The organism is Ectopseudomonas composti (assembly GCF_001567565.1).
GTDB classification, from domain to species: Bacteria; Pseudomonadota; Gammaproteobacteria; order Pseudomonadales; family Pseudomonadaceae; genus Aquipseudomonas; species Aquipseudomonas composti_A.
This window is the reverse complement of record NZ_LSSW01000007.1, coordinates 14,205-33,615: the sequence shown is the minus strand read 5'-3', so window position 1 is coordinate 33,615 and position 19,411 is coordinate 14,205. Positions and strand designations below refer to the sequence as shown.

Here is a 19,411-nt window from a genome sequence, read left to right as displayed (position 1 = left end):
GTAGCCCGGGTGTAATCCGGGAAAGTGCGCCCTACCCAGTCGCGGCTAAAGCCCCTCCCACAAGTACGCGTGGAACTGTGGGAGGGGCTTTAGCCGCGACAGCTTTGGCATACGTGCAACTATCGCCCCGGATTGCACCCGGGCTACGGCACTTGGATGCATCCGTGGCGGACAAAAAACATCGCGGCTGAAGCCGCTCCTACAACGGCTGCGCGCATCTCGTAGGAGCGGCTTCAGCCGCGATCAGTCTGGCCATCGATGCGAACAGTCCCCGGATTTCATCCGGGCTACTCGCTGATGACGCTGACGGAGTAAGAGGGGCTCAGCCGCGAGTGGCGAGCCGTGCCTTCATGTCCTCCACCCGCGTAAGCAGCGCCTCGATCTCGCGCCGGAACAGCTCGATGAAGCTACCCGCCTCGTCCGTTTCGAGCTCATAGCCATCGAACACCGCCAGCGAGTGATCCGGGCGGTAACCGTACAGGCAGGGCGAGCCTTCGACCTTGAGAATCGGCGCGAAACCCTCGATGTCCTGCTCGCGCACCGCCTCGAGCTTGGCCTCGAGGCTCAGCCATTCGGGCACCTCGGCACCGAGACCGAAGACCATCACGCCACGCCAGAACGTCCAGGCCGGGCCCACGTCGAACTCCCTGGCCTGCGGCCATATTTCATCGCGGGCGGTGATATAGAAACCGCCAAGGTCGGAGAGACAGAGCTGGCGAAACTCATCGGGCAAGAGGAAGCCCAGCTTCTTCTGGTAGGCGTCGTAACGCTCGGCCTCGGCAGCCCCGGCGAATACCGCGAAGTCCTTCAGCTCGACCGGTTCAAGGGCGCGCCAGGCCTCGGTGACGATTGCGGGTTTGTCCATTTTCGATTCCTCCATCCTTGAATTGGCAGGCTCTTTCAGCCCGATGCCGGACACCTTAAACTGCCCAGACAGCAAAAGAAAACCCGCCCTGCGCATCACGCAGGGCGGGTTTCTTTTACCGCGCGAAACGCCTTACAGCGTCACGGCAGCCGGCTCGGGCTCGGCGGCCATTTCCACGTCCGGCGCTACCTCGATGTGCTGTAGCTCGAGGCGCTCGCTGCTCCATTGGCGAATGCGGTTGGTCAGCGCCAGGTCGTCGTTGAGCTTCTGCCCGTAGGATGGGATGATGTCCTTCAGGCGCGCTTGCCACTCGGGGGTGGCGACCTTGTCGGCGAACACCTTCTCGATCAGGTGCAGCATGATCGGCGCGGCAGTGGAAGCACCCGGCGAGGCGCCCAGCAGCGCGCTGAGGCTACCGTCGGCAGAGGTCACCACCTCGGTACCGAACTGCAGCACACCACCCTTCTCGGCATCCTTCTTGATGATCTGCACGCGCTGACCGGCGGTGATTAGCGACCAGTCGGCGTCCTGCGCGTCCGGGAAGTATTCGCGCAGCGAGGCCATGCGGTCTTCCTGGCTCAGCATCAGCTGGCCCATCAGGTAGGTGCTCAGCGACCAGTTGTCCAAGCCGGCGTTGACCATCGGCATGAAGTTGTCGGTGGTCATGCTGCTGAACATGTCGAGCAGCGAGCCGTTCTTGAGGAACTTGGTGGAGAAGGTGGCGAACGGGCCGAACAGCAGCACGTTCTCACCGTCGATCACGCGGGTGTCCAGGTGCGGTACGGACATGGGCGGCGAACCGACCGAGGCCTTGCCATAGACCTTGGCCAGGTGCTGGGCAACGATATCCGGGTTGCTCGTCATCAGGAACTGGCCACCGACCGGGAAGCCGGCATAGCCCTCGGCTTCTTCGATGCCGGACTTCTGCAGCAGCTTGAGCGCGCCACCACCGGCGCCGATGAAGACGAAGCGCGCGTTGATGCTCTGCTCGGCACCGTCCTTGGCCAGGTCGGCCACGGTCACCCGCCAGGTGCCGTCAGCGTTGCGCTGCAGGTCGCGGACTTCGTGCTCCAGATGCAGGCTGGCCTGCTCCTTGCCGATCAGCGAGTCGACCAGCTGACGGGTGATCTCGCCGAAGTTGACGTCGGTACCGATGGCCATGCGCGTCGCCGCGACCTTCTGCTGCGGGTCACGACCTTGCATGACCAGTGGCACCCACTGGGCGATCTGCGCGTGATCCTCGGTGAACTCCATACCGCGGAACAGGTTGCTGTGCTGCATCGCAGCGTGGCGCTTGCGCAGGTATTCGACGTTGTCGTCGCCCCAGACGAAGCTCATGTGCGGGGTGATGTTGATGAAGCTCTTGGGCTTGCTCAACACTTGGCGCTCGACCTGGGTGGCCCAGAACTGCTTGGAGATCTCGAACGACTCGTTGATCGCGATGGCCTTGCTGATATCGATGCCACCGTCGGCGGTTTCCGGCGTGTAGTTCAGCTCGCAGAAAGCCGAGTGGCCGGTGCCGGCATTGTTCCAGCCGTTGGAGCTCTCGCCGGCAACGCGGTCGAGGCGCTCGTAGATTTCGATGCTCCAGTCCGGCTGCAGCTCGTGGAGGTAGGTGCCGAGGGTGGCGCTCATCACGCCAGCGCCGATCAGCAGCACGTCGACGGTTTTCTCGGGCTCGCGGGTCTTGGAGCAACCGATCACGCTGAGACAAAGCAGCGTCAGCAGGATTCTTTTCATGGGACAGTCCAGTTCGTCGCACGACGACAACGGCCGTGCAGGCAAGGTTTCGGGTAGCGGCCGTTTGGGCCGCACATGGGCGATAGCCGCAGATCTGCAGCGTGGCGACAGGAAGGGGGTTCCAGGCCTCTTGGCGGGCGTATTCCAATCGCGTTGCCGGCAGGAGCAATATGCGTGCCGCTGAAAGGATTCAGTAGTGTTTACTGGCGCCCAACGGCGTCGAACTGCTCAGGTGGTGGCGAGATGTCGCCACCACCCGGCAGCTGAGGACTTTCAGGTGGCGGGATTCCGCCCGATTCAGGCCAGCAGCAGTGGCAACAACAGGGCCGTGCCGATCCCCAGCAGGCTCATCGCCAGGGCGGCGAAGGCGCCGCACTCCTCACCTTCCTGCAAAGCATGTGCGGTGCCGATGGCATGGGCGTTGATGCCGTAGCTCAGGCCACGGGCAGCCGGGTGATCGACGCCCGCCCAGCGCAGCAGCAGCGGCCCCATGGCCGTGCCAATCACCCCGGTGAGCATGACCATCACTGCCGCCAGCGAGGCCACACCGCCAATCTGCTCGGCCACCGGCATGGCAATCGGCATGGTCACGAATTTCGGCGCCAGGCTCATCACCACGCTCCAGTCGGCGCCCATCACCCAGCCGATGCTCAGGGTCAGCGTCACCGACAGCACACCGCCAGCGCTGAGGGTGATCATCACCGGCCAGAACAGTTGGCGGATGCGCTTGATGTTGTGCTGCAACGGCACCGCCAGGGCCACGGTGGCAGGCCCGAGCAGCCAGGCGACCGGCTCGGCGCCAGCGCGGTAGCTGGCGTAATCGACCCCGCACAGCAGCAAGGTAGCGACGATCAGCGTCACCGAGACCAGCACGGGCTGCAGCACCAGCCAGCCACTACGGCGGTAGAGCCAGGAGGCGATCAGAAAGGCGGCCAGCGTCAGGGCGATGGCGAACAGCGGGTGGTGCGTCAGCAGCGTCATTGCTTGCGCTCCTGACGGCGGATCAGCGTTTGCAGCAGCCAGCCGCAGAACGGCACGGTCACCAGCAACGACAGCACCAGCGCCGTGACGATTACCGGCAGTTCGCCAAGCAACAGGTCGCTGCTGGTCATGATCCCCGACGCTGGCACCGCGAGCAGCAACGGCAAATACGGCAGCAAGCCACCGGCAGCCTGTTGCAGCGGCTCAGGCACGGCGCCACGCCACATCAGCCAGACCGAAAGCAGCAGCAGGCCAATGATCGAAGCCGGCAGCATCGGCAACAGCCAATGGTTGAGGGCCACGCCGAACAACTGCAGCAATACCAGCCAGAACAGGCCACGCACCATCATGATCTCGATTCCTCCTTGTGGCGCCCTCGACGAAACAACGGACGCGGCTCGATAACCGAGCGACCATACAACACACTGAGCCCTTGCAGGCCCTTGATCGCATCCTCCAGCGATTTGTCGGCACGCACGGCGAAGGCATCGAAGCCGCACTGACGCATGTGCGCCAGCTGGTCGCGCAGCACATCGCCGACGGCGCGCAACTCGCCGCGCCAGCCCAGGCGAGTGCGCAGCAGGTAGGCCTGGCTGTAGCCACGGCCATCGCGAAAGCTGGGGAAGTCGATGGCGATCAGCGGCAGAACGGCGAGCAACGGCTGCAGCGCTTCGGGTTCGTCATCGACCTGCAGCAGCAGGCCGTCGGCGCTCACCGCCCTGCCCTGCAGCACCTCGGCAGACTGCCGTTCTTGCCAGGCGGCCAGCGGCAGGATCAGCAGCGCATCGCCGTCAGCAGGGTGCAGCTGCCAGGGGTCGTCGTCGACGATGCAGGCCTGACCTTCGATCAGGCGAATCAGGTTGTTCATGCCACCTCCTCGCGGCTGTAGACGCGCTCTTTGAACGGCTCCAGGCCAATACGCTGGAAGGTGTCGAGAAAACCTTCGCCCAGCTCGCGATAGTCGACATAGGTGCGCACGATGCGCTCGATCACCTCGGGCACCTGCTCGGCGGCGAAGGACGGGCCGATCACCTTGCCCAGCGCCGCCTGCTGGCCCTGGCTGCCGCCGAGGGTGAGCTGGTACCACTCGCTGCCGTTCTTGTCGACGCCGAGAATGCCGATGTTGCCGATATGGTGATGACCGCAGGCGTTCATGCAGCCCGAAATGTTCAGGCTCAGCTCGCCCAGGTCGTGCAGGTAGTCGAGGTCGTCGAAACGCTGCTGGATGGCCTGGGCGATGGGGATCGACTTGGCGTTGGCCAGGGCGCAGAAGTCGCCACCCGGGCAGGCGATGATGTCGGTGAGCAGGCCGGCATTGGCCGTGCCCAGCCCAGCCGCCTGGGCCTCCCGCCACAGCGCACGGAGATCGCTTTTGCGCACATCGGGTAGCACCAGGTTCTGTTCGTGGGCGACGCGAATCTCGCCGAACCCATAGCGCTCGCTCCAGTCGGCCAGCGCCTCCATCTGCTCGGCGGTGACGTCGCCGGGCGGTGCGCTGATGCCGGGTTTGGTCGACAGCACCACGCTGACGTAGCCCGGCACCTGATGCGCCATGACGTTGCGCGCGACCCAGCGGGCGAAGCCATCGTCACGTGAAAGCTGGCTGCCGAAATCCAGATCGGTCTGCGCCAGCTCGGCGTAGGCCGGCCGCCTGAAGGACGCGGCGACGCGCTGGTATTCGTCCTCGGTCAGTTGCGCCGGGCCGTCCTTGATCGGCTGCCACTCGCGTTCCACCTCGGCGGCAAAGGCCTCGATGCCCAACGCCTTGACCAGGATCTTGATGCGCGCCTTGTACTTGTTGTCGCGCCGGCCATGGCGGTTGTACACGCGCAGGATGGCCTCGACGTAGGACAGGCAGTCCTGCCAGTGCAATCCCTCGCGCAGGGTCTGGGCGATGATCGGCGTGCGCCCCAGGCCGCCGCCGACCAGTACGCGCAGGCGCAGCTCGCCAGACTCGTCGCGGTACAGTTGCAGGCCGATATCGTGTACCTGCACCGCCGCGCGATCCTGCTCGGCAGCGCACAGGGCGATCTTGAACTTGCGCGGCAGGAAGAGGAACTCCGGGTTGACCGTCGACCACTGGCGCAGGATCTCGGCCAGCGGCCGTGGGTCGAGGTATTCGTCGGCGGCGACGCCGGCAAAGGCTTCGGTGGTGATGTTGCGCACGCAGTTGCCCGAGGTCTGGATGGCATGCATGTCGTGCTCGGCCAGCCAGTCGAGGATGTCCGGCACGCGCTCCAGTTCGACCCAGTTGAACTGGATGTTCTGCCGCGTGGTGAAGTGCCCGTAACCGCGGTCGTACTCGCGGGCAATATGCGCCAGCGCACGCATCTGCCCGGCCGACAGAGTGCCGTAGGGGATGGCCACACGCAGCATGTAGGCATGTTTTTGCAGGTACAGGCCGTTCTGCAGGCGCAGCGGCAGAAACTCTTCTTCGCTCAGTTCATCGGCCAGGCGCCGCTGTACCTGGTCGCGGAACTGGGCGACGCGCTCGCGCACCAGCGCGCGGTCATAATCGTCGTATTGGTACATGCCGACAGGCCTCCTGATCACGGGGCGTCGACTATGCCTGCCAGGCGTGCACCGAAAACAGCGCCAGAAAAGCTCTAAAAAACCGGATCAGATCAACCAGGCAGTGCTCGCCATCCGGCGCTGATTGGCGCGGCGCGATGTCGCAGGGCGATCACTGTGCTGCTCGGATGGATAGTCCTCGACACCAGACACTGCGAGCCCTGCAGCGCTGCCCGCAGCTTTTCCTGATGCCCTTCCGGCTAATCTGATCCGCTTTTTTATCGAAAACCTGAGTCTGTTTTGCGATCAGTTGCCCTCGGATCATGGCGCCAGCCTGAATAAACGCCTGATGAGGGCAACGCCATGACTGATCTGATCCCCGTGCGCAGCGTCGAGACCATCGACCCCGCCAAACCCATTCGCCTGACACCGGCCCAGGCCGGCGGCCCGATTCACACGCGCAGTTTCACCGGACGCTTTCGCAACCTGCGTCTGCTCGGTGCCGGCCTGCTGTTCCTGCTGTTCTTCGGCACCGCCTGGATCGACTGGAATGGTCGCCAGGCCGTGCTCTGGGACCTGGACAACCGCCAATTCCACATCTTCGGCGCCACCTTCTGGCCGCAGGATTTCATCCTGCTCTCGGCGATTCTGATCATCGCCGCCTTCGGCCTGTTCTTCATCACCGTGCTGGCTGGCCGCGTCTGGTGCGGCTACGCCTGCCCACAGAGCGTGTGGACCTGGGTGTTCATGCGCGTAGAGCAGATCACCGAGGGAGATCGTGGCCAACGCATCAAGCTCGATGCCGCGCCCTGGTCGCTGAACAAGCTGCTGCGGCGCAGCGCCAAGCACGGCCTGTGGCTGGCGGTGAGTCTGATCACGGCGATGGCCTTCATCGGCTATTTCACCCCGGTGCGCCAGCTGGCCAGCGACCTGCTGACCCTGGAGATGGGCGCGACCACCGCGTTCTGGGTGCTGTCGTTCACCGCCGCCACCTACATCAACGCCGGCTGGCTGCGCGAGAAAGTGTGCCGCGACATGTGCCCCTACTCGCGCTTCCAGAGCGTGATGTTCGACAGCGATACGCTGGTCATCTCCTACGACGCCGCCCGTGGCGAGACCCGTGGCCCGAGGCGCAAGGATGCCGACTACAAGGCCGAGGGCCTGGGCGACTGCATCGACTGCACGGTCTGCGTGCAGGTCTGCCCCACCGGCATCGACATCCGCGACGGCCTGCAACTGGAATGCATCGGCTGCGGCGCCTGCGTCGACGCTTGCGACAGCATCATGGACAAGCTCGGCTATGACCGTGGCCTGGTGCGCTACAGCTCCGAACACGAGCTGGCTGGCGGTAAGACCCACTGGCTGCGCCCGCGCCTGATCGGCTATGCGGCGATGCTGGCGGTGATGATCGGTGCCTTCGTCTGGGCCCTGGCCGAGCGCCCGCTGATCTCCCTGGACGTGACCCGTGACCGTGGCCTGTTCCGCGAGAACGCCGTGGGCCAGATCGAGAACATCTACAGCCTGAAGATCATCAACAAGACCCAGCAGCCGCGCAGCTACACCATCGCGCTGGTCGAGCCCGGTGACTTCGAACTGCACGGCCCGCGCACGCTGAACCTGGCTCCGGGGGAAATTCGCGACCTGCCGGTAAGCGTCGCCCTGACCGCCTCGCATAACGCCGCCGGCCCGCAGACCCTGCGTTTCGAGGTGCGTGACCAGGCCGATGCGGACAGTCGCGTCAGCACCAGGAGCACCTTCCTCGCGCCGCTGCGGTGAGACTCGTAGCCCGGAAACAATCCAGGGCGATTGAAGCCGCTCCCCGGATTTCATCCGGGCTACGGTTGCTGCGTTGAGGCGCGGTAAACCGTGCTGTTCACTTAACGAAAGGTGGACACGATCAATCCCCTCTCCCCCACGGGGAGAGGGTTAGGGAGAGGGGGAGCTGACACTCAGCGGTGTATCGCCCCCTCTCCCACGGCCCCTCTCCCATTAATGGGAGAGGGGAGCACGCGTCGTAGCCCGGATTGCATCCGGGCTACGGTTGCCACAACCGAGATACGTCCCCCTTCATGAGGCACTGCCATGTCTGCCGCTCACCCCGTAAAGTGTTCGCCCGTACCCTTTGCCTCGGTGAACCAGGACAGGATGAAACGCTACGAGAAATTTGCCGACGAGATCGCCGAGCTGATTCGCACCGGCGTGCTCGGCCCCGGTGAGAAGGTGCCGTCGGTGCGTCATGCCAGTCGCACCTATGGGGTCAGCCCGTCCACGGTGTTCCAGGCCTACTACCTGCTGGAAGATCGCGGCCTGATCCAGGCACGCGCACGTTCCGGCTACTTCGTTCGCGAGCATGCCAAACGCCCGCTGCACGAACCGGAGCTGACCGCCCACGCCGCGCAGACCACCGATGTCGGTGTCAGCGAGCTGGTGTTCTCGGTACTCGCCTCGCTGAAGGATCCGCACACCGTCGCCTTCGGCTCGGCCTTCCCCAGCCCCGACCTGTTCCCCCTGCCGCGCCTGGCCAAGAGCATGGCGCACGCCCTGCGCATGCTCTCGCCGCACGAGATCATCGCCGACATGACCGCCGGCAACGCCGACCTGCGTCGGCAGATCGCCCTGCGCTACATGGTCAGCGGCGTGATGCTGCCGATGGAAGAGCTGGTGATCAGCAACGGCGCCATGGAGGCGCTCAACCTCTGCCTGCAGTGCGTGACCCAGCCGGGCGACCTGGTGGCCATCGAGTCACCGACCTTCTACGCCTGCCTGCAGGTGCTGGAACGGCTGCAGCTCAAGGCGGTGGAAATCCCCGTGCACCCGCGCGAAGGCATCGACCTGAACGCCCTGTCGCAGAGCCTCGAGCAACTGCCAATCAAGGCCTGCTGGTTTATGAGCAGCTTGCAGAACCCGCTGGGCGCGAGCATGAGCGAAGCCAAGAAGCAGGCGCTGTACGAGCTGCTGGTGGAGCATCAGGTGCCGCTGATCGAGGACGACGTGTACGCCGAGCTGTACTTCGGCAGCCACCCGCCCAAGCCGGTGAAAAGCTTCGACCGCGAAGGGCTGGTAATGCATTGCAGCTCCTTCTCCAAGAGCCTGGCACCGGGTTATCGCATCGGCTGGGTGGCCGGCGGGCGTTATGCCGAGCAGATCGCCCGGCTCAAGCTGATGACCACCATCTCGCCCTCGGTGCCGGCCCAGGCGGCGCTGGCCGACTACCTGCAGCACGGCGGCTACGACCGCCACCTGCGCAAGCTGCGCCACGCCCTGGAAATGCAGCAGAGCGCCATGCTCGCCTCGGCCGCCCGGCACTTTCCCGCCAGCACGCGGGTCACGCGGCCAGCGGGCGGCTACTTCCTCTGGTTCGAATTCCCCGAGCGCCTGGACTCGCTGCAACTGCTGCGCCTGGCACTGGCCCAGGGCATCAGCCTGGCGCCAGGGCCGATCTTCTCCGCCAGCCAGGGCTTTCGTCACTGCGCGCGACTGAACTACGGCTACCCCTGGAGCCCGCGCAGCGAACAGGCCATGGAAGTGCTCGGGCGTCTGGTGGCTGGGCTGCTCTGACGCCTGGTGCGACGGTGCACCCTACAGGCCGTTGTAGCCCGGATGAAATCCGGGGCCGCTGCATGAATCCCCGGATTGCATCCGGGCTACGGTCCTGATGCGCACGGCGCACCCTACGAACACCCCGCAGGCCGCGTAGGGTGCGCCACGCGCACCGCCTCTCATGACCAGACGCTACCTCTGCAGCGCGATCCACCTTACGGACTGGCTACTTCCACCAGTACTCCACCTGCACTCCAAAGTTGGAGCCGTTGCGTGCGCTGCCGAAGGCGCCGTTCTCGGACAGCGCCGAGCCGTCGGCCAACAGGTTGGCGGCCCGCTGCGCCGCCTTGTTCCAGCTGGCGTAGGTGTAGTACAGGCGGATTTCCGGGCGTTCCCAGAAGCCTGGGCCAGCGGGCGACCAGGTTGGCGCGATGGTGAACTTGGTCAGCTTGCGCGTACCACCGGGCGCTTCGACCTGATCGCGGCCAAGCTCACCGACCAGCTTGAACTGCTCGGTGAAGGCATAGCTGGTGCGGCCACCGACGGACAGCCAGTTCTGATCCGCACCATCGGGACGCTTGTCCTTCTGGTAGACCAGCTGCACCTGGCCGCCGAGACGCGGGGTCATCTGGAAGTCGAAGAACTCTACAAGGCGCCAGCTGCTGTTGCTGCTGTCGAGGGTCGGGTCGCCGGTATAACCCAGCGCGGTACCGGGCCCGCGGCCGTATTGCAGGGCGATGGTGTTGACCCCGCCGAGGAAGTCCTGCTGCTTGTGCTGCGCGGTCACCGCCCAGCCACTGTGGCTGTCGGTGCTGTCTGGCTTGTCGATATAGCTGACGCCGACTTCCAGCTCGCCACCGGGATTGACCTGGAAGCCGCCGACGTTGAAATCGTGGCGGTTGATATAGGGTTCCTGGTCGTAGTTGTCCTTGCGCGAGAACACGTAGCTGTACTTGAGGTCGCCGATTTTCATCTCGTCAATGCCAAAACCGGTGGCGCTCTGGTTCCAGTAGTAGAAGTCGGAGATGTGGATGTCGTTACGCTTGTAGAAACGCCGACCGGCCCACAGCGATCCGCCATTGAGAGCAGGCATGTTGCTCCACTCCGCGTACATCTGATTCATCCGCGCGAAGCCGTAGTCGCCGGTGAACTTGGGCGTGTGGCCGTACTGGTTGTATAGCTGCGCCATGCCCTCGACGCTGACCACCGAGCCGTCGTCCAGACGCAACAGATCCTGGCGCAGGTCCAGCTCGATGTACTGCTCGCACTCGTTACCCAGACGATACTTCGATTGCGCCCCCGGCAACTGGAAGCATTGCTGGGTGCCGCCGGTGTCCGCACCACCGATACCGCTGCGCACATAACCGCTGAATTCGACGGCCTGCACCTGCGGCGTGGCCAAGGCCAGCGCCAGCAAGCAGGGGACGCCGAGCGAACAGGTGAGGGTTTGCTGTGTGGTCTTCATCGTTGCTCCTGATTGTTGTTATTGAGCGATGCTGCGGATCACCGCCGCAGCGACGGTTTTTCGTGTCCTTGGTGCACACGGCGCACCCTCGGTGACCGGGTGCTCCGTGTAGCCCGGATGCAATCCGGGGAGGTTGGTTGGGCAGTTCCCCGATTGCACCTGGGCTACGCGGCTAACCGAGCTTGAACTGGGCCACCTTGCTGTCAGCGGCCGGGCGCTTTTTTGCCAGCAGGCGCTCGCCGCTCTGAGCATCGAACAGCAGCGCGCGGCTCGGTTCGAAGCGCAGTGCCAGGCTGGCCCCGACCTGCGGCACCAGGTCCGGCGCCAGGCGGCAGCAGACCTTGGTCTGGTTGAGATTGACGAACACCAGGGTGTCCGGCCCAGTGGGCTCGGTGACCTCCACTTCGGCGCAGATGCTCGGCACCTCGGCAGCGTCGTCGGCAGCCAGCTGGATCTGTTCGGGACGAATGCCGAGGATCACCTCGCGGTTCTCCATGCCCGCCTCCAGCTCGCCCAGCGGCAGTTCGCAGCGCGCCGTCCCGGCGACGCCAAGCGAGGAGTTGAGCGCGGCCCAGCACTGGCCGTCGCGACGTTGCAGGCGCACGGGGATGAAGTTCATCGGCGGCGAACCGATGAAACTGGCGACGAACAGGTTGGCCGGGTCGTTGTAGATCTGCTGCGGCGTGCCGAACTGCTGAATGATGCCGTCCTTCATCACCGCCACCTTGTCGCCCAGGGTCATGGCTTCGATCTGGTCGTGGGTGACGTACACCGTGGTGGTCTTCAGGCGCTGGTGCATCAGCTTGATTTCGGTGCGCATCTCCACGCGCAGCTTGGCGTCGAGGTTCGACAGCGGCTCGTCGAACAGGTAGATCTTCGGCCGCCGTGCCAGGGCCCGGCCCATGGCCACGCGTTGCTGCTGGCCGCCGGACAACTGGCCGGGTTTGCGCTGCAGCAGGTGCTCGATCTGCAGCAACTTGGCCACCCGCGCCACTTCCTCATCGATGGCAGCCGGGGCCATCTTGCGCATCTTCAGGCCGAAGGCGATGTTGTCGCGCACATTCATGGTCGGGTACAGCGCGTAGGACTGGAACACCATGGCGATGTCGCGATCCTTGGGGCTCATGCCGCTGATATCGGCGCCATCCACCAGGATCGCACCACCGCTGATGTCCTCCAGTCCGGCGATGCAGTTCATCAGGGTGGATTTGCCGCAGCCGGACGGGCCGACCAGGATCAGGAACTCGCCGGAATCGATCGACAGCTCGATGTTCTTCAGCGTGTCCGCCAGGCCGCTGCCATAGGACTTGTTGACGTTGCGCAGTTCGAGCGTTGCCATTTCATTTCTCCACGATGCAAGCGCAATAGCGTTCAGCCTTTCACCGCGCCGGCCGTGAGGCCACGCAGGAAGTACTTTCCAGCCACGATGTAGACCAGCAGGGTCGGTAGCCCGGCGATCATCGCGGCGGCCATGTCGACGTTGTATTCCTTGGCGCCGGTGCTGGTGTTGACCAGGTTGTTCAGGGCCACGGTGATCGGCTGTGCGTCGCCACTGGCGAACACCACGCCGAAGAGGAAGTCGTTCCAGATCTGGGTGAACTGCCAGATCAGGCAGACCATGATGATCGGCACCGACATGGGCAGCAGAATGCGCCCGAAGATGGTGAAGAAGCCGGCGCCATCGAGCCTCGCCGCGCGCACCAGGGCGTCGGGCACAGTGACGTAGTAGTTGCGAAAGAACAGCGTGGTGAAGGCGATGCCATAGACCACATGGACCAGCACCAGGCCGGCGGTGGTGTTGGCCAGGCCCAGCTTGCCGAGGGTGAACGATGCCGGCAGCAGCACGGTCTGGAACGGCAGGAAGCAGCCGAACAGCAACAGGCCGAAGAACAGCTGCGAACCACGAAAACGCCACATCGACAGCACGTAGCCGTTCAGCGCACCGATCGCGGTCGAGATCAGCACGCCGGGAACGGCGATCTTCACCGAGTTCCAGAAATAGCCGTCGACCACGCTCCAGGCCTTGACCCAACCCACCAGGGTGAAGGTGTCGGGCCAGGACAACAGGTTGCCGGTGCGGATGTCATCGGGCGTCTTGACGCTGGTCAGCAGCATCACCACCAGCGGCACCAGGTACAGCGCGGCGGCGAACAGCAAGGTGGCGTGGATGGCCAGGCGGCTCGGACTGAACGCTCTAGTCATGACGTTTGCCTCGCAGTTCCGAATAGAGGTAAGGCACCAGCAGGGTGAGGATCGCGGCCAGCATCAGCATCGCGCTGGCCGAACCAACACCCATCTGGCCGCGGCTGAAGGTGAAGGAGTACATGAACATCGCCGGCAGGTCGGAGGCGTAGCCGGGGCCACCGGCGGTCATCGCCGCCACCAGGTCGAAGCTCTTGATGGCGATGTGCGCGAGGATCATCACCGCGCTGAAGAACACCGGGCGCAGGCTCGGCAGGACGATGCGCAGGTAGATGGTCGGCAGCCCTGCCCCATCCACCTGGGCAGCGCGGATGATCGACTGGTCGACGCTGCGCAGGCCGGCCAAAAACAGCGCCATGACGAAGCCCGAGGCCTGCCACACCGCTGCGATCACCAGGCAGTAGATGACCCGGTCCTGGTCCACCAGCCAGTCGAGACGAAAGCCTTCCCAGCCCCAGTCGCGCAGCATCTTGTCCAGGCCCAGGCCGGGATTGAGCAGCCATTTCCAGGCGGTGCCGGTGACGATCATCGACAGCGCCATGGGGTACAGGTAGATGGTGCGAATGAAACCCTCGCGGCGGATGCGCTGGTCCAGCAGCACGGCGAGGAACACGCCGATCAGCAGGCTGATGCCGATGAACAGGCCACCGAACACCAGCAGGTTCTGGCTCGCCACCCACCAGCGGTCGTTGTCCATCAGGCGCATGTACTGCTGCAGGCCGACCCACTTGTAGCTGGGCATGAAGCTGGAGTTGCTGAACGACAGCACCAGCGTCCAGAGGATGTAGCCGTAGAAACCGACCAGCACCACCAGCATGCTCGGCGCCAGCACCAACTTGGGCAGCCAGCGTTGCAGCACGTCGAGGGGTGAGGTCTTGGTCATTACCGTGGTGACACTCATCGGGCATTACCAGTTGGCGAAGGGAAATCCGGGCCGAGCGCCGCCCTGACGGGGCCAGGGCCCTGTCGTGCGAGGCGGTGCGTGGGAATGGGGCCGGCAGCGCCGGCCCGTGGCGCTACTGGGCAGCTTTGATCGCCGCGTAGATCTGCGCGCCGGCCTTGCTCGGGTCGGCGTTCTTCTCGCTCATGAAGTTGGTCACCACATCGAAGATGGCGCCCTGCACGGCGAGGTTGGTGGCCATGCTATGGGCCATGCTCGGTTCCAGCTTGCCGTTCTTGTCGGCCTCCTGGAAATCCTTCATCGAGGCCTGGGCGCAGCTGTCGAACTGGCTCATGTCCAAGTCGGCACGCACCGGGATCGAGCCCTTGTTCTGGTTGAACACGTACTGGAACTCGGGCTCCAGGGCGATCCGCGCCAGGGCGTGCTGGGCGGCGATGTCGCCTGGGTCCTTGAGTTTGAACATGGCCATCGAGTCGATGTTGTAGGTGTAGCTGCCGGCGGTACCCGGCATCGGCACGCACTGATAGTCCTTGCCCGCGACCTTGCCGGCGGCCGTCCATTCGCTCTTGGCCCAGTCGCCCATGATCTGCATGCCGGCCTTGCCGTCGATGACCTGCGCGGTAGCCAGGTTCCAGTCACGTCCGGCGCGGTTGTCGTCCATGTAGGTGGAGAGCTTCTTCAGCGCCGTGAACACTTCGGTCATCTGCGGGCTGGTCAGGGTCGCCTCGTCGTTCTCGACGAACGCCTTGTGGAAGCCATCAGCGCCCATGATGCTCAGCACCAGGCCTTCGAACACGGTGCTGTCCTGCCAGGGCTGGCCGCCGTGGGCCAGGGCGATGAAGCCGGCAGCCTTGAGCTTGTCACCGGCTGCGTAGAGTTCGTCGAGGGTGGTCGGCGCCTTGTCGATGCCGGCCTTGGCGAACACCTGCGGGTTGATCCACAGCCAGTTGACCCGGTGGATGTTCACCGGCACCGCCACGTAGTGCCCGTCGTACTGCATGGTCTTGGCAACGGTTTTCGACAGCAGGCCATCCCAGTCGTTGGCCTGGGCCACCTCGTCCAATGGCGCGAGCAAATCCAGTGCGCCCCACTCCTGCAGATCGGGGCCCTTGATCTGCGCCGCACCTGGCGGGTTGCCGGATACCACACGGGTCTTCAGTACGGTCATGGCGGCAGAACCAGCGCCACCGGCCACCGCGCCATCCTTCCAGGTGAAACCATCCTTCTCGACCAGGTCACGCAGGACCTTCACCGCGGCGGCTTCACCGCCTGACGTCCACCAGTGCACCACTTCCACCGTACCTTTGGCGTCGGCGGCCAGCGCGGTGAAGGGAAACAGCGAGGCGAGGGAAACGGCGGTGGCGAGGCGAGTAATAGCGTTCATCGGAGTACCTTTCTTGTTGTTATCAGGCAAGTCGTGGCGCTTGCGTTGACAAGGAGTGTAATCAGGGTCGTTGCCGGCTCGGGTAACGAAAGGATGCATGAATGTCACCGCCTCGTTACATCCGCGGCGAGCGCCGTGGCCAGGCTCGGCGCCAGCGCCAGAGGCGGCAGCAGCAGTGCCTGATAGGCGTGATAGAGGTCGGGTTTGCCGGCCCAGATCCGGGCGGCCGGCCGGTTGTTTTCATCGATTTCGTGGTGCCAGCTGCCGCCATTCAGGTCGATGAAATGCGTGGCGGTGAAGTCCCAGAACTGCCGATACCACTGCTCGTAGATCGCCTCGCCGCTTCGTTGCAGCAGCGCCGCAGCGGCGGCGACGGCCTCGGCATGCACCCAGTGCAGGCGGGCGCGCACCACCGGTTGCTGGTTCCAGTCGAGGCTGTAGACCAGCCCCGGCGCGCCATCGGCCTGCCAGGCATGCCGGCAGGCGCTGGCGAACAAGCCCTTGGCATCGACCAGCAGCCAGTCGGGCGCGGCGAGCCCGGCCTGGGTCAGCGCCGCTTCCAGATGCAGCAGCAGGCGCGCCCATTCGAAGGCGTGGCCGGGCGTACTGCCATAGGGGCGGAAGGGATCGGCGCGGCGGTCGGCGTTGTACTCAGGCTGTGCCTGCCAGTGCGCATCGAAGTGCTCGATCACGACGTGGCCGCACGCGGCGGCGTGCCGATGGATCAGGCGTTCGGCGATACGCAGCGCGCGCTGCAGCCAGAGCACATTGCCAGTGACATCGGCCAGGGCGAGAAAGGCTTCCACGCCATGCATGTTGCTGTTGGCGCCACGATAGGCCTCCTCGTCACGCCAGTCGCGATTGAAGCTCTCGCGCAGCGCGCCCTCCTCCTCGCTCCAGAAGTGCCGCTCGATGACCCCGATAGCATCGTCGAGCAGCGCTTGCGCATCGGGCCGACCGGCGACCCGGGCGGAGCTGGCCGCCAGGGCGACGAAGGCATGCAGGTAAGCGGACTTGCCGCCACTGCGCGTCGCATCGGCGAACCAACCGCCGTGCTCTTCGTCCCACAATGCCCCGCGCAGTGCGGCCAGGCCATGGTCGACCAGCCCGCCATGGCCGGCAATGCCCTGGATATGCGCCAGGGCGAAACAGTGGGTCATGCGCGTGGTGTGGATCAGCTCGGCAATCGCGCCGTCGGGCAAGCGCCCCTGTGCATCGAGCGCGGCGAAACCCTGCGCGACCTTGGCGCCGCGTGCAAAGGGCAACAGACGCAAGCCTTCGTCAGCCAGCCAGGAAAGGTGGGCGGGCCGGCGCAGCCAGCTGTCTGGATTCAATGCGGGTCTACTCATTGTTCTTGTTCCCTGTAGACAGGTGGGCCGGCTTCGAACAGCGGCACGCAGGTAGCGCTGAGACGGGTGGACGACGCTGAAACTCTCTCCTTGCGCGAATACCCCGTGGTGGATGAAAAGAGCGCCATCCACCCTGCATCCACGCCCGATAACACCGGGGGTATGTCGCTTCAGCCATCCTGCAGAAAAGCGCGCTTGGAGACAGTCGAAATGCCACCCGGATTCTAACGAGCGCCTCATTACCGCCAGGTAACGAACGAGTTTGCCTTTGTCACCGCTCGGTGACATTCAGTCCGGTGTGCGCGGCAGGCGCAGGGTGACGCGCAGGCCGCCCTCGCGCAGGTTGCGCAGGCTGACTTCGCCGCCATGGCTGTGGGCGATGTTGCGCGCGATACCCAGGCCCAGGCCGTAGCCCTGCTGCTGGCCGGCCAGGCGAAAATGCGGCTCGAACACCTGCTCCAGACGCTGCTCGGGCACCCCTGGGCCTTCGTCGTCGACATGCAGGACGAAAGCCGCGCCATCGTCCTCGATGTGCAGGTGAGCGTTGCAGCCGTACTTCAGGGCGTTGTCGATCAGGTTGCCGATGCAGCGCCGCAGCGCCAGCGGCTTGCCCGGATACGGCGCGCAGGCCTGCCCATCGAGGGTCACGCTGCCGTTACCCGCCGGCGCCAGGTAGGGCTCGACCAGGCAATGCAGCAGGTGATTGAGGTCCACCGGTTCGATGTTCTCGTGGATATCGGTGTCCTTCACGCATTGCAACGCGCCTTTGACCAGCAGCTCGAGGTCGTCCAGGTCACGGCCGAACTTGGTCTGCAGGCTCTCGTCGTCGAGCAATTCGACGCGCAGGCGCAGGCGCGTGATGGGCGTGCGCAGGTCATGGGAAATGGCGCTGAACAGCTGACTGCGTTCGGTCAGGTAGCGGCTGATGCGCTCACGCATGGCATTGAAGGCGCGAGCCACCTCGACCACCTCGCGGCCACCGCCTTCGGCCACCGGCTCCACCTCGGCGCCCAGCGACATATGCCGCGCGGTGCGTGCCAGGCGCTTGAGCGGGCGACTCTGCAGGTGCACCAGCAAACCGATGAACAGCAGCAGGAAGGCCGTGGTCAGGAGGATGAACCACAGCTGCTGGGTCGGCAGGACGGGTTCTTCCAGACTGGTATAGGGCTCGGGCAGCAACGAGGCGATGTACAGCCACTCACCCGGCGCCAGCTGGATCTGCGTCACCAGCACCGGTGGATTGACCGGCTCCAGGGTCAGTGCGTAATGCGCCCAGGAGCGCGGCAGCTCGTCGAGTTTCAGGCCGCCATTGAAGATGCGCAGATCACTCGGGCTGACGAAGGTCACCGAGATGTCGGCGGCATTGCCCAGCGACTGATGCAGCACTTCGGCCACCGCCTCGGTCACTGCCTGTTTGCGCGGCGTGTCCGGCAACACCTTCATCTGCAACGGGCGATCATTGAGGCTGACAACGAAACGCGTGCCGCCCATGCTGCGCAGTTGGTCGAGCACCAGCGGCCGATACGCCACCGGCAGCGAACGGAAGTAACGCACGCTGGCCGACATCGAATGCGCCAGGCTGCGCGCAGTGGTGACCAGCCCTTCGAGCTGGGTGGCGCGCAACTGCGACAGCCAGATCACGCTGGACAGGGTCTGCGCAGCGAGGATTGCCAGCAGGGTCAACAGCAGCATGCGCCCGAGCAGCGAGCGCGGCAGCCAGCGCCGCAGCTCAGCGCCCATCGCTTGCCTGCAGGCTGACCGTGGCCGCCAGCTGATAGCCGCTGCCACGTACGGTACGAATCAGGCGCGGCGGTTTGTCGGTATCGCGCAGGCGCTGACGCAGGCGGCTGACGGCCATGTCGACGATGCGTTCCAGCGGCATGACCTCGCGGCCACGGGTAGCGTTGCCGATGGTGTCGCGGTCGAGAATCTGCTGCGGGTGATCGAGAAACAGTTTGAGCAGGGCGAAGTCGGCGCCGGACAGAATCACCTCCTCGCCGTCGCGGTGGAACAGGCGGTGGCTGACCATGTCCAGGCGCCAGTCCTCGAAGGCCAGCACCTCTCCACCTCGTTCCTGGGTGAACTGCGCCCGGCGCAGCAAGGCCTTGATCCGCGCCAGCAGCTCGCGCGGGCTGAACGGCTTGCCGAGGTAATCGTCCGCGCCCAGCTCCAGGCCAATCACGCGGTCGGCCTCGTCGGAACTGGCGGTAAGCATGATGATCGGCACCTGGGCGAAACGCTGGTGTTCGCGCACCCAGCGGCACAGGCTGAAGCCGTCCTCGTCAGGCAGCATCACATCGAGAATCACCAGGTCGGCCGAGGCCGCACACAGGCTCTGACGAAACGCGGCGCCGTCGCCCACGGCACGCACCTGAAAGCCGACGCGGCTCAGGTAGGTATCGAGCAGTTCGCGAATTTCCTGGTCGTCATCGACCAGCAGAATCGATTTGCCGGGCTGGCTCATGGTCCGCCA

General features: G+C 64.8%; 16 protein-coding genes. 2 read left to right on the top strand and 14 right to left on the bottom strand.

The window, feature by feature from the left end; translation table 11 throughout:
- Window positions 1-322: 322 nt before the first annotated feature.
- From PCLY_RS01825 to PCLY_RS01800, 6 genes are all read right to left on the bottom strand, one after another.
- Complete coding sequence (locus PCLY_RS01825) at window positions 323-865, bottom strand: hypothetical protein (protein WP_061237544.1); 543 nt, start codon at window positions 863-865, stop codon at window positions 323-325.
- A 132-nt stretch (window positions 866-997) separates the two neighbouring features.
- The gene (locus tag PCLY_RS01820) at window positions 998-2,605 is read right to left on the bottom strand and encodes a malate:quinone oxidoreductase (protein WP_061237543.1); all 1,608 of its coding nucleotides are present in this window, start codon (window positions 2,603-2,605) and stop codon (window positions 998-1,000) included.
- 297 nt (window positions 2,606-2,902) lie between these two features.
- Complete coding sequence (locus PCLY_RS01815) at window positions 2,903-3,586, bottom strand: LrgB family protein (protein WP_061237542.1); 684 nt, start codon at window positions 3,584-3,586, stop codon at window positions 2,903-2,905.
- Complete coding sequence (locus PCLY_RS01810) at window positions 3,583-3,936, bottom strand: CidA/LrgA family protein (protein ID WP_061237541.1); 354 nt, start codon at window positions 3,934-3,936, stop codon at window positions 3,583-3,585. The genes PCLY_RS01815 and PCLY_RS01810 overlap by 4 nt, the downstream gene beginning before the upstream one ends.
- Entirely contained in the window at window positions 3,933-4,454 is a 522-nt protein-coding gene (locus tag PCLY_RS01805; protein WP_061237540.1) for a DUF934 domain-containing protein, read from the bottom strand. The genes PCLY_RS01810 and PCLY_RS01805 overlap by 4 nt, the downstream gene beginning before the upstream one ends.
- The gene (locus PCLY_RS01800) at window positions 4,451-6,118 is read right to left on the bottom strand and encodes a nitrite/sulfite reductase (RefSeq protein WP_061237539.1); all 1,668 of its coding nucleotides are present in this window, start codon (window positions 6,116-6,118) and stop codon (window positions 4,451-4,453) included. The genes PCLY_RS01805 and PCLY_RS01800 overlap by 4 nt, the downstream gene beginning before the upstream one ends.
- 342 nt (window positions 6,119-6,460) lie before the next feature.
- On the opposite strand from PCLY_RS01800, the gene ccoG reads away from it, so the two are divergent.
- Together ccoG and mapR are read left to right on the top strand one after the other, a co-directional pair.
- A complete protein-coding gene (ccoG, locus tag PCLY_RS01795; RefSeq protein ID WP_061237538.1) occupies window positions 6,461-7,873 on the top strand; it encodes a cytochrome c oxidase accessory protein CcoG in 1,413 nt (470 codons plus the stop codon).
- A gap of 369 nt (window positions 7,874-8,242) precedes the next feature.
- Window positions 8,243-9,655 carry a GntR family transcriptional regulator MpaR gene (gene mapR, locus PCLY_RS01790; RefSeq protein ID WP_061237537.1) on the top strand — a complete coding sequence of 471 codons (1,413 nt, stop codon included), beginning with the start codon at window positions 8,243-8,245 and terminating at the stop codon, window positions 9,653-9,655.
- 208 nt (window positions 9,656-9,863) lie between these two features.
- Here mapR and PCLY_RS01785 read toward each other — a convergent pair whose 3' ends face one another.
- From PCLY_RS01785 to PCLY_RS01750, 8 genes are all read right to left on the bottom strand, one after another.
- Window positions 9,864-11,102 carry a maltoporin gene (locus tag PCLY_RS01785; protein WP_061237536.1) on the bottom strand — a complete coding sequence of 413 codons (1,239 nt, stop codon included), beginning with the start codon at window positions 11,100-11,102 and terminating at the stop codon, window positions 9,864-9,866.
- Window positions 11,103-11,274: 172 nt separating this feature from the next.
- On the bottom strand, window positions 11,275-12,441 hold the full coding sequence (locus PCLY_RS01780; protein WP_061237535.1) for an ABC transporter ATP-binding protein: 1,167 nt from the start codon (window positions 12,439-12,441) through the stop codon (window positions 11,275-11,277).
- A gap of 32 nt (window positions 12,442-12,473) precedes the next feature.
- The gene (locus PCLY_RS01775) at window positions 12,474-13,304 is read right to left on the bottom strand and encodes a carbohydrate ABC transporter permease (RefSeq protein WP_061237534.1); all 831 of its coding nucleotides are present in this window, start codon (window positions 13,302-13,304) and stop codon (window positions 12,474-12,476) included.
- Window positions 13,297-14,205, bottom strand: coding sequence for a carbohydrate ABC transporter permease (locus PCLY_RS01770; RefSeq protein ID WP_061237533.1), 909 nt, complete (start codon window positions 14,203-14,205; stop codon window positions 13,297-13,299). The genes PCLY_RS01775 and PCLY_RS01770 overlap by 8 nt, the downstream gene beginning before the upstream one ends.
- 115 nt (window positions 14,206-14,320) lie before the next feature.
- Window positions 14,321-15,589 carry an ABC transporter substrate-binding protein gene (locus tag PCLY_RS01765; protein ID WP_061237532.1) on the bottom strand — a complete coding sequence of 423 codons (1,269 nt, stop codon included), beginning with the start codon at window positions 15,587-15,589 and terminating at the stop codon, window positions 14,321-14,323.
- A gap of 104 nt (window positions 15,590-15,693) precedes the next feature.
- On the bottom strand, window positions 15,694-16,938 hold the full coding sequence (locus PCLY_RS01760) for a D-mannose isomerase (RefSeq protein WP_061237531.1): 1,245 nt from the start codon (window positions 16,936-16,938) through the stop codon (window positions 15,694-15,696).
- Window positions 16,939-17,226: 288 nt separating this feature from the next.
- The gene (locus PCLY_RS01755; RefSeq protein ID WP_061237530.1) at window positions 17,227-18,678 is read right to left on the bottom strand and encodes an ATP-binding protein; all 1,452 of its coding nucleotides are present in this window, start codon (window positions 18,676-18,678) and stop codon (window positions 17,227-17,229) included.
- On the bottom strand, window positions 18,668-19,402 hold the full coding sequence (locus tag PCLY_RS01750; RefSeq protein WP_061237529.1) for a response regulator: 735 nt from the start codon (window positions 19,400-19,402) through the stop codon (window positions 18,668-18,670). Before PCLY_RS01750 ends, PCLY_RS01755 begins: the two co-directional genes overlap by 11 nt.
- Window positions 19,403-19,411: the final 9 nt, after the last annotated feature.